11 protein-coding genes and 1 pseudogene are annotated in these 9,739 nt (G+C 62.1%); 7 read left to right on the top strand and 5 right to left on the bottom strand.

Translation table 11 applies throughout. From position 1 onward, the window contains the following. Positions 1-530: transposase (locus tag A3754_RS12945; RefSeq protein ID WP_156496977.1), on the top strand; the 530-nt coding region annotated here is incomplete at its 5' end. 27 nt (positions 531-557) lie between these two features. On the opposite strand, the gene A3754_RS12940 is transcribed toward A3754_RS12945, so the two are convergent. Beyond that, the gene (locus A3754_RS12940) at positions 558-1,103 is read right to left on the bottom strand and encodes a chorismate lyase (RefSeq protein ID WP_063520024.1); all 546 of its coding nucleotides are present in this window, start codon (positions 1,101-1,103) and stop codon (positions 558-560) included. Positions 1,104-1,342: 239 nt separating this feature from the next. Here A3754_RS12940 and rd point away from each other — a divergent pair, with 239 nt between their 5' ends. From rd to A3754_RS12915, 5 genes are all read left to right on the top strand, one after another. After that, a complete protein-coding gene (gene rd / locus A3754_RS12935; RefSeq protein ID WP_007149887.1) occupies positions 1,343-1,507 on the top strand; it encodes a rubredoxin in 165 nt (54 codons plus the stop codon). 49 nt (positions 1,508-1,556) lie between these two features. Continuing rightward, a complete protein-coding gene (locus A3754_RS12930) occupies positions 1,557-2,705 on the top strand; it encodes an NAD(P)/FAD-dependent oxidoreductase (protein ID WP_063520023.1) in 1,149 nt (382 codons plus the stop codon). A gap of 78 nt (positions 2,706-2,783) precedes the next feature. Beyond that, positions 2,784-3,161, top strand: a complete 378-nt coding sequence (locus tag A3754_RS12925) for a hypothetical protein (protein WP_063520022.1) — start codon at positions 2,784-2,786, stop codon at positions 3,159-3,161. Positions 3,162-3,331: 170 nt separating this feature from the next. Continuing rightward, positions 3,332-3,973 (top strand): hypothetical protein, encoded by a 642-nt coding sequence (locus A3754_RS12920; protein WP_063520021.1) that lies wholly within the window; start codon positions 3,332-3,334, stop codon positions 3,971-3,973. Between the two features lie 233 nt (positions 3,974-4,206). Continuing rightward, positions 4,207-5,277 (top strand): GGDEF domain-containing protein, encoded by a 1,071-nt coding sequence (locus A3754_RS12915; RefSeq protein ID WP_063520020.1) that lies wholly within the window; start codon positions 4,207-4,209, stop codon positions 5,275-5,277. On the opposite strand, the gene A3754_RS12910 is transcribed toward A3754_RS12915, so the two are convergent. The 3 genes from A3754_RS12910 to znuC all read right to left on the bottom strand — a co-directional run bounded on the left by A3754_RS12910 (position 5,261) and on the right by znuC (position 8,351). Further along, positions 5,261-6,553, bottom strand: coding sequence for an MATE family efflux transporter (locus A3754_RS12910; RefSeq protein WP_063520019.1), 1,293 nt, complete (start codon positions 6,551-6,553; stop codon positions 5,261-5,263). The genes A3754_RS12915 and A3754_RS12910 overlap by 17 nt on opposite strands. A gap of 207 nt (positions 6,554-6,760) precedes the next feature. After that, positions 6,761-7,543 (bottom strand): zinc ABC transporter permease subunit ZnuB, encoded by a 783-nt coding sequence (gene znuB / locus A3754_RS12905; RefSeq protein ID WP_063520018.1) that lies wholly within the window; start codon positions 7,541-7,543, stop codon positions 6,761-6,763. Beyond that, entirely contained in the window at positions 7,536-8,351 is an 816-nt protein-coding gene (znuC, locus tag A3754_RS12900; protein WP_063520025.1) for a zinc ABC transporter ATP-binding protein ZnuC, read from the bottom strand. Before znuC ends, znuB begins: the two co-directional genes overlap by 8 nt. Before the next feature lie 347 nt (positions 8,352-8,698). On the opposite strand from znuC, the gene A3754_RS12895 reads away from it, so the two are divergent. Continuing rightward, the gene (locus A3754_RS12895) at positions 8,699-9,505 is read left to right on the top strand and encodes a metal ABC transporter substrate-binding protein (protein ID WP_231880616.1); all 807 of its coding nucleotides are present in this window, start codon (positions 8,699-8,701) and stop codon (positions 9,503-9,505) included. Positions 9,506-9,551: 46 nt separating this feature from the next. Here A3754_RS12895 and A3754_RS27710 read toward each other — a convergent pair. Next, positions 9,552-9,739 (bottom strand): annotated as a pseudogene (locus tag A3754_RS27710) (hypothetical protein); the annotation flags it as partial.

Raw genomic sequence — 9,739 nt, 5'->3', positions numbered from 1 at the left:
TCAAGGCGCGAACCATTATCCAGCAAAGCCTGGGTGCAGAGCCGCTACTCAAAGCGGGCTTGAAGAGGTTGATCTCTCAGATCAACACGCTGGATGCACAGATCCAGAAACACCTTCGCGACACGGTAAGAGACGCTGGGCTCAGCGAACAGGTGCAACGGTGCAAGGCCCTGGAGGGCGTGGGCGATCTGACCGCCTACGCTCTGGTCATGGCCTTCTTAAGGGGCGACTTCAGGAACAGTGATGCCTTCGTGGCCTTCCTGGGGATGGACGTTCACGTGAGAGACTCAGGCACCAAAACCGGCAAGCGAAAACTGACGAAGAAAGGGGACTCAGAAGCTCGCAGGCTGCTTTACTGCGCGGCCATGGTCGCTCGCCGGAGCAAGCGTTGGGCTGGGGTCTATCAGGCTTATCTGGACCGGGGGCTGGCAACCATTCAGGCGCTGGTCATCCTGGCGCGCAAACTCGTTCGCATCGCCTTCGCGCTTATGAAAAATGGCACCGACTATCAGCCGGCCCCTGCCTCATGAAGACTGGGGTGGACAACATAGAATCTCCTACAGTGATTCTGTACCAGCGGGGACGGTTGCAAATACCTTCTCCCACAACGCCGGCAGGAAGTATTCCGCCACCAGCAAGGGCGCGCCGCGTTTGATAAAGCACGACTGGCGGCCCCAGCACACCGGGTGATTCTGGCCCGGTGAGGCCAGTCGTGCCCACACCTGATCACGCTGGCATACCGGGCGGTTGTATAGCTCCAGGCCCAGGGAGCGGCTGCCCATGTGGCCCAGTGAGCGGTTGGCGCCGGCCAGGCTGGTCAAGGGCAGGACGCTGCGCGCCGCCACCACCGGGGTGCCGTCCAGGTGCAGGGTGACTTCGCGGATCAGGGCGGCGCGACGCACGGGCAGCGCCAGCAGCTGCCGTTCGTCGGCCCGCGGAAAGGTGATGGCATGCAAGCCGGGCACCACACTGAAGTGGCCGTGACGCTTGAGACGCCGGGTCAGGGAGTCCGGGTCGGCCATCCAGTCACGAATGACCGGGGGCAGCACCAGCTGTTCCAGCGGGCGCCAAAGGCTGTCAGGATGCAGGGCGGCAGGCAGCATGGCTCTCTCAGAATATCGCGTACTTTCGCGGGCGGCAGGACTATGGCCCATGTCCTGCGGCAGAGCAAGCGGTGGCCGAATGTCCCGGCAGGCAGGGCGAATGCGGCCTGTGCGTCCTAATATGACAGTCCTCGCTGTCATTGATTTTTGCGCCGCACGCCGATAGGTTAACGCCCCCCGAGAAACACCCTGTATGTAGCGTAGTGAGCAAGTGCTCACTTTTACCGATGAGGTTCACGATGAAGAAGTGGGAATGTGTAGTGTGCGGTTTCATCTATGACGAAGCCGAAGGTCTGCCCGACGAGGGTATCGAGCCGGGCACCGCCTGGGACGACGTGCCGGAAGATTGGGTCTGCCCCGATTGCGGCGTGGGCAAGGAAGACTTCGAAATGGTGGAAATCTAGGCCACTGCGTCAGTCACACCGCCCGTCCATTAATCGTTAAGGATTGCTCATGCACCCTATTGTCATCATTGGTACCGGCCTGGCCGGCTTCAACACCGTCAAGGAATTCCGCAAGCTGGACAAGGAAACGCCCATCGTCATGCTCACCGCTGACGACGGCCGCAACTACTCCAAGCCCATGCTGTCTGCCGGTTTCACCAAGGAAAAAACCGCCGATGACCTGTGCATGGCCACCCCGGAAAAAGTGGCCGAGCAATTCAATGTGGACGTGCGCACCGGCGTGCATGTGGCTGGCATTGATGCCGCCAACAAGCGCGTGCTGCTGCCCGATGATCACCTGGACTACAGCAAGCTGGTACTGGCACTGGGCGCCGACACCTGGACCCCGCCGCTGGAAGGCGACGCGGTGGGTGAGGTGTTCTCCGTCAATGACTTGATGGACTACGGCAAATTCCGCGCGGCGGTGGACGGCAAGAAAACCGTGACCATCCTCGGTGGCGGCCTGATCGGCTGTGAATTCGCCAATGACCTGTCCAACGGTGGTTTTCAGGTGTCCCTGGTCGAGCCCATGGGGCGCTGCCTGCCGTTGCTGTTGCCGGAGCAGGCCTCCGAAGCCGTGGGCCGTGGCCTGGCGGAGCTGGGGGTGCAGTTCCATTTTGGCCCGCTGGCCAAGGCGGTACACCACGGCGAAAACGGTCAACTGGTCACCGAGCTGTCCGACGGCAGCAAACTGGAGTCCGACGTGGTGCTCTCGGCCATCGGCCTGCGCCCGCGTATTGGCATGGCCAAGGAAGCCGGCCTGGACACCAACCGTGGCATCCTCACCGACAAGACCTTGCGTACCAGCGCGGACGACATCTATGCGCTGGGTGACTGCGCCGAAGTACAGGGTCATGTGCTGCCCTACGTCCTGCCGCTGATGGCCTCCGCCCGTGCCCTGGCGAAAACCCTGGCCGGCGATACCACTGAAGTCAGCTACGGCGTCATGCCGGTGACCATCAAGACCCCGGCGTGCCCGGTGGTGGTCTGCCCTGCTGCGGACGGCAGCGAAGGCGATTGGGAAGTGGAAGCGGATGGCAACACCGTACAAGCCCTGTTCCGTGGCAAGGACGGCAGCCTGCTGGGCTACGCCCTCACCGGTGAAGCGGTGAAAGAGAAGATGAAGCTCAACAAGGAACTGCCGGCAGTCATGCCGTAGGGACGCAACAGGCTTCACGTATCACACCGGTGGTGCGTGTAGCATGTGGCGTGTTGCTGATTTGATTAAGGACGGCCCATGAAGTTTTCACTGGTTTTGCTGGTGCTCGGTTGGCGGCTGCGCTGGCTGGCGTCGCGTAACGCTGGCTTTCAAAAGCAACTGGAGAACCGCAATGTGGTGATGCAGTGGCGGACTTTCGCGGGCAAGCCGGCGCGCAGTTTTCATTTTATGCCCGGCAAGGTGGTATCCAAGGCCGGCATTCACAGTGAGCCCACCGTGACCCTGAACTTCAAGAACGCCAGCTACGCTTTTGCCACTCTGCAACAGGCGGGCAAGAACCAGATGGCCTTTATGGAAGGCATGCAGGCCGGTGATATCAAGATCGAAGGTGATCCTGGTCAGTTGATGTGGTTTATGACCCTGATGAAATTCATCATGCCCGGTGGCAAAAAGTAGGCTTCGCCGCTGGACGCCTGACGCCGGACGCTCAAAACCACAACCGGATTAACCACAGAGGCCACAGAGAGCACAGAGGAAAGACCTTTCTTCTTGGTGATCGCTGTGGCCTCTGCGCGTAAAACGCCTTACTCTGTCAGCACTTTACTCTGCATATCGAAGGATTACCCATGCAGATGGTTCAACGTGCCTTTGCTTTCTGTGCGGCCCTGTTGCTGGCGGCCTGCGCCACTACCACCGAAACCAATTCCACCTGGCAAACCAAAACCGGCGAAGCTCGGCCGAGCTTTGCGCACCTGTATGTGCTGGTGTTGTCAGAAAATGCAGTGGCCTCTGCGGCGGTGGAACAGCAAGTGAAGAAGAGTCTGGCCAAGCGCAATGTGGAGGCTACCCTGGCTAGCGCCACCCTGCCCGCCGCTAACCAGCAGGCGGCGGATTTTCGCAGCAAGGTGGAGCAGGCGGTGAAAGAGAGCGGCTCCGATGGCGTCATGGTGATCACGCTGTTGAAGAGCCAGGAGCGTGACGAATACATGCCGCCCACGGTGGATTACCTGCCCATGGCATCGGCGCCCATGTACCTGGGTTACGGCCCCTATGTGGGTTACAGCTACAGCGCGGTATACCAGCCCGGCTACTACCAGAATGCCACTGATTACTACCTGCAGACCCAGCTTTATAACGTCGAGACAGAAAAGCCGGTGTGGCAGGCCCAGTCCCGCAGCATGAACCCCTATAACCTGAAAAGCGGTGCGGAAGGTTACGCCAAGAGCGTAGTCGGCAAGCTCGACCGTGATGGTGCCCTGAAACGCTGATTCTGCCGGGGCCGGGCAGTTTCCTGCCCGGCCTGGCTATTCCCTCTTCTTTTCCCTTTCTGCCAATCTCTGCTTTCCGATTCCCGTTCAGCTTCCCGGCTCTGACCGTTGGTCTCTCTTGGTGATGCTACCTCGTTTGGGGCTATGGCGATCTTTATGCCGGGGGGTATGATTAAGCGGACTCGCGAGTTTGCATGGGCCAGGGGGGCCTGCTGAGGCCGGAGGGGAAAGGCATGCATTCAACCATGAAAACGTTGCTCGAGCAGATGCGCATCACCGAGATGGAAATCGATGGGCGCAAGCGTCTGCTGGAGTTCGATAATCAGGATGTGGCCGCGCTACTGCAGTGTCGCACCCATGTGGAAAACCGTCTGGATGATATCGTGGAAACCTTCTACGGCATCCAGACCAGCAACCCGGATATTGCCTCCCTGATCGGCGATGCCGACACCCTGGAGCGGCTGGAGAACGCCCAGCGCCGCTACATCATGGATCTGTTTGCCGGCGTTTACGATCTGGAATACACCAACAACCGCTTGCGTATCGGCCTGGTGCACAAGCGCATTGGTGTGGAGCCAAAATTCTACCTGTCCGCGGTGTATCTGCTGCACAGCCTGCTGGTAAAGAATATTACCGATGCCATGGGGACCAGTGCCGAGCGCGACCGGGCGTTACTGGCGCTGGACAAGCTGATCTATTTTGATGTCACCCTGGTATTTGAAACCTACATCTTGAGCCTGGTATCGGAAATCGAGGCGGTGAAGAATCGCACCGAAGAGTATGCCAAGGCGCTGGAAGAAACGGTGGCCATGCGCAATGGCCAGCTACGCACCGATGCCCTCACTGGCCTGACAACCCGCCGCTATCTGCTGGAAGCGCTGCATCGTACGCTGAAAGCGGCGCAGCGCCGCAAGGAGCCGGTGGCCCTGATTTTCGTGGACGTGGACGATTTCAAGGGGATCAATGATCTGCGCGGCCATGCCTACGGTGACCGGGTGCTGACCGAGCTCGGCAAGGTGCTGCAGGAAACCGCCAGGGGGGAAGACACCTGCGTGCGCTACGGCGGCGATGAGTTTTGTGTGGTGCTGGCCAATAGCACCGAGGAGCAGGCTGAGCTCGCGTATTGCCAGCGCATACGGCGGTTACTGGCCGAGCGGTTGCCGGAGGTCAGCGTCAGCATGGGAGTGGTGCAGACCGGCCCTGAACATTTTGAAGACGCGGATGTGTTGTTGCGTTCCGCTGACCGGCGCATGTACCAGAACAAGCCTGGCCGGGACCATCGCGATATTAATGACCCGGATTGACGCGCCGGCGCCACAGCACCCAGCCCATGAAGGCGCCACGGGTGGCCATGAAGCCATTCATGGTTAACCACAAGCCATGGTTTCCCCAGCTGCGGGTGCACAGCCAGAGCAAGAAGAACATGACCACCGACGCCAGCATGGTGTTGCGCATGGCAGCGCCCCAGGTGGCGCCCACAAAAATGCCATCCAGCCAGAACCCGGCGCTGGCGGTAAGTGGCAGTAATAGCATCCAGGGCAGGTAAGTGACGGCGGTGTCGCGGATCGAAGGCAGGTCGGTCAGCAGGTGAATCAGTGGTGCGCCTCCCAGGGCAAAAGCCAGCAGCGCCAACACGGCGCAGGCCACAGTCCAGCGCCCGGTCGCCTGCACGGCTGCCCGGAAGGCCCGCGGGTCCTGCTGGCCATGGGCCTCGCCAACCAGCGCCTCGGCGGCATTGGCAAAGCCATCCAGCAGGTTGCTCAGCAATAACAGAAAGGTAATCAGCACGGCGTTGGCCGCCAGCGTCGCATCACCAAGCCGGGCGCCCTGGGCGGTGAAGAAAAAGAAACAGGTGAGTAGCGCCAGGCTGCGGATAAAGATATCCCGGTTTACCGCCATCAAGGCCAGAATCGCCGACGGCTGCCACAGGGTTTCCCGGTTGGCAGGTGGGCGCAGGGCAGCGCGCAGCCAGAACAGCCCGCCGGCCAGGCCCACATATTCGGCACAGGCGCTGGCGATAGCCACGCCGCGCACATCCAGATGCCAGACCTGCACCAGCAGCACATCCAGCAGCGCATTGGTGCTGTGCATCAGCACGGTCATTTTTAAAGGGACGCGGGTGTTGTGGGTGCCGATGGCGAAGCCGATCAGGGCAAAGTTGGCCAGCGCGGCGGGGGCGCCAAGAATGCGGATATTGATGTAATCCTGCGCCAGGTGTTGCACGGCGTCACTGCCTCCCAGTAACCACAGGCCGGTATCACGCAGCAGTGGTGACAACAGAATCAGGCCGAGCCCGAGCAACGTGGATAACAACAAGCCACGCAGTAACACCACCCGGGTGTCCCGTTCCCCGCCCCGCGCCTGCGAGGCAAACCCGGTGGTGCCCATGCGCAGGAAGTTGAAGGAGAAATACAGGAACATGAAGAAGTTGCTGCCCAGCGCCACCGCCGCCAGGTAGCGCGGGTGCGCCAGGTGCCCCACCACCGCCGTATCCACCAGCCCCAGCAGTGGCGCGGTCAGGTTCGACAGCAACAACGGCCAGGCCAGCATCCAGATGCGTTGGTTAAGGGTCAGATTCATTCGGGTCACTTCTACAATCTGTCTACGGAGCCGCTGTAGGAGTGCCTCTTGAGGCGCGAACCGCGTGCAAACGCGGAAATGGCCCGTAGGGCGATCAGGAGTCTCAGGGCTCGACAGGTTTCAGAAACATGGCTGACAGCCAATCAACATGATCGCCTCGCCAAGGCTCGGGTTCGCACCTCAAGAGGTACTCCTACATAAGAATACTCATGAACTCCGCCGTAGCAGCGTCAGCACAAACAAACTGCTGGCGGCCACCACGATAGACGGCCCCACCGGGGTATTGGCGAACCAGCTCACCGCCAGCCCGGCCAGCACCGACCCGGTGCCCAACACGCTGGCCACCGCAGCCATCTGCGCCGGGGTGTGGGTCAGCCGGCGGGCGCTGGCAGCGGGAATCACCAGTAACGAGGTGATCAGCAGCACGCCCACGGTACGAATAGCGCCGGCAATCAGCAGGGCCAGCAACAGCATCAGCAATAATCGGGTGCGCTGTACGGCGATGCCTTCTACCTGGGCCAGCTCTTCGTTGACGGTAATGCTCAGCAGCGCCCGCCACTGCCACAGCATCAGCAGCAAGATGACGATGGCGCCCACCCACAGGCCGATCACGTCCTGCCAGCCCACGGCCAGCAGATCCCCGAACAGATAGGCGAACAGATCCACCTGGATGCCGGTTTGCAGGCTAATGGCAATAACCCCCAACGCCAGGGTGGTGTGGGCGACAATGCCCAGCAGGGTGTCACCGGCCAGCTGCCGTTGCCGTTGCAAGGCACTCAGCGCCGCGGCCAGGCCCAGACACACGGCCACCACCGCCACGTACAGGCTGATATCCAGCGCCAGCCCCAGCGCGGCGCCCAGCAGGGCGCCGTGGGCCAGGGTGTCGCCGAAGAAGGCCATGCGTCGCCACACCACAAAGGCGCCCATGGGGCCGGATACCAGAGCCACGGCGAGCCCGGCCAGCAGCGGCGGCAGTAAAAGTTCAATCATGGTTGCAGGGCCCGTCGTGGTCGTGGTGATGCGTGTGGCTGTGCTCGTGGGAATGGGTGGCATTGCCGTGCAGATCATGGTCGTGATCATGATCGTGGGTGTACAGGGCCAGGTTCGGGGTGCCGGCGCCGGGGCCGAACAGCTCGTGGTAGGCCGGGTCCCGGCTCACCGATTCCGGGCTGCCGGAGCAGCAGACGTGGCGCTGCAGGCAGATCACCTCGTCGGTGGCGGCCATCACCAGATGCAGATCGTGGGAAATCAGCAAAATCGCGCAGCCGAGCTCGTCGCGGACGGTTTTGAGCAAGCCATAGAGGGCATTCTGCCCGGCCACGTCCACCCCCTGGGCGGGTTCATCCAGCACCAGCAGGTCCGGCTTGCGCAGCAAGGCCCGGGCCAGGAGTACCCGCTGCATCTCGCCGCCGGACAACTGCTGCACGCCGCGCCGGCGCAGATGGGCCACCCCGGCCCGCTCCAGTGCGGCCCGGCGGGAGGCCGTGGGTCCCGGCGCGGCCAGCCACAAAAAACGATCCACGGTGAGTGGCAGGCTGTCATCAATCTTGATGTGCTGGGGCATGTAGCCCACCCGCAGGCCCTTGCGGCGGTTGATGGTGCCGCTGGTGTTGCCATTGTGGCTATCCGGTTGCACCAGTCCCAGCACCAGCCGCGCCAGGGTGCTCTTGCCGGCCCCGTTGGGTCCGATCAGGGTGGTAATGCGGCCGGGCGCCAGGGTCAGGCTGACGTCAGACAGCACCGCATTGCCGCCGAGGGTTACAGACACCGACTGCACCGTGACCAGAGGTTCTGACATAAGAAAGGGCCCGAAGTACAAAGGCGCAATGATATACTGCCGCTCTTTCGCCTGCACTGAAGGCGGAGAGCGAGTTGAAAGTTCAAGGTTTAAAGTTCAAAAGCGCGGGTTATGCCCGGTGCCACACGGCAGCCGCTTCAGCCGCGCCGCACGGCCCTAACGATCCGCTTTTGGGTAAGGAAATCGCGACCACGAAGGTTTGATGGTTGGCACCGCTGCCATCCCGCGTTTTTGAACTTTGAACTTTCAACTTGCTCCTTCCTGTCTGGCCGTACATGAGGAACCCCATGCGTCGTCTCTGGTTAACAACTTTGCTTTTGCTTTGCTCTCCTGTCTGGAGCCAGACCGTGGTGGCCAGTGTGGAGCCGCTGGCCAAGGTGCTGCGCAGCCTGTACGGCGATAGCGTCACGGTAACGACCCTGTTGCAAGCCAATCAGAATCCGCACCAGCTGGCGTTCTCCCCCCGGCAGGTGTTGGCGGTTCAGCAGGCGGACCTGATGGTGTGGCTGGGGGCCGGGGTGGAGGCGCCGCTGGCACCGCTGGTGGCCCGTCGCCAGGGGTCGTCGGTGGCCTTGCTGACCCTGGAAGGAGTGCGCCGTCGTGATGGTGGACACGATCATCACCACGACCACGATGCGCACGCCAGCCATGACGCCATCACCGACCCGCACCTGTGGCTGTCCGTGGACAACATGGTGTTATTGGCGGGGGCGGTGGGTCAGCGTTTCCCGGCGGGGTTGCGGCCGGGTCAGCCGCAGCAGTGGCAGCAGGCGGCCGAAAATCAGTTGCAGGCGGAGCGCGAGCGGCTGGCGCCGTTGGCCCGGGTGCCCTGGCTGAGCTATCACCAACCCTGGGGTTACCTGAGCGAGAGCCTGGGGCTGGCGGAACCCTTGGTGGTGTCGGAACAGCTGGATGCGGGGCCGGGCAGCCGGCGTTTTGTCACCCTGGCAGGGCAGGTTCGGGATCAGCAGGTGCGTTGCGCGGTGCAGGAACCGGAGGCCCGGGTCGGCTTGCTCAAGCGCCTGTGCCCGGATTGTTATGTCCAGCCCCTGGATCCGCTGGGCCGTGATTCGTCACAACAGGAATACTTGCCCTGGTTAGCGGAGCTCAGCGCCGGTTTCGCCCAGTGTCTGCGGGCGGCGGATCAGGGCTGAGCCCCGGTCGGCCTCCCTTTGCGAGGCCGGATGACAGCGGGCCGGATCACAGATCGCGTATGGGGATCAGGTTCGGCGGTGCGGGCGGCGGGGTGTTTTCTGGCACCGTGGCCGGGCGCACGGTTTCGGCCTGGCGCTGGCGCATTTCCTGCTGTTCGTTTTCCAGATAGCGCGCTTCTGCACTCAGAGCATTGAGCCCCCGGTTTTCGTCGCTGGTATCGAGCTCCACCGGTG

This window comes from Alcanivorax sp. HI0083 (assembly GCF_001635175.1).
This window is presented reverse-complemented; position numbering and strand designations above follow the sequence as displayed.

What these genes read in the sequence shown, in the direction of transcription:
- znuB (WP_063520018.1), bottom strand. Translation starts at nt 7,543, where the DNA reads ATGATTGAACTTTTACTGCCGCCGCTGCTGGCCGGGCTCGCCGTGGCT.
- znuC (WP_063520025.1), bottom strand. Translation starts at nt 8,351, where the DNA reads ATGTCAGAACCTCTGGTCACGGTGCAGTCGGTGTCTGTAACCCTCGGC.
- A3754_RS12940 (WP_063520024.1), bottom strand. Translation starts at nt 1,103, where the DNA reads ATGCTGCCTGCCGCCCTGCATCCTGACAGCCTTTGGCGCCCGCTGGAA.
- A3754_RS12920 (WP_063520021.1), top strand. Translation starts at nt 3,332, where the DNA reads ATGCAGATGGTTCAACGTGCCTTTGCTTTCTGTGCGGCCCTGTTGCTG.
- A3754_RS12910 (WP_063520019.1), bottom strand. Translation starts at nt 6,553, where the DNA reads ATGAATCTGACCCTTAACCAACGCATCTGGATGCTGGCCTGGCCGTTG.
- A3754_RS12925 (WP_063520022.1), top strand. Translation starts at nt 2,784, where the DNA reads ATGAAGTTTTCACTGGTTTTGCTGGTGCTCGGTTGGCGGCTGCGCTGG.
- A3754_RS12915 (WP_063520020.1), top strand. Translation starts at nt 4,207, where the DNA reads ATGCATTCAACCATGAAAACGTTGCTCGAGCAGATGCGCATCACCGAG.
- rd (WP_007149887.1), top strand. Translation starts at nt 1,343, where the DNA reads ATGAAGAAGTGGGAATGTGTAGTGTGCGGTTTCATCTATGACGAAGCC.
- A3754_RS12930 (WP_063520023.1), top strand. Translation starts at nt 1,557, where the DNA reads ATGCACCCTATTGTCATCATTGGTACCGGCCTGGCCGGCTTCAACACC.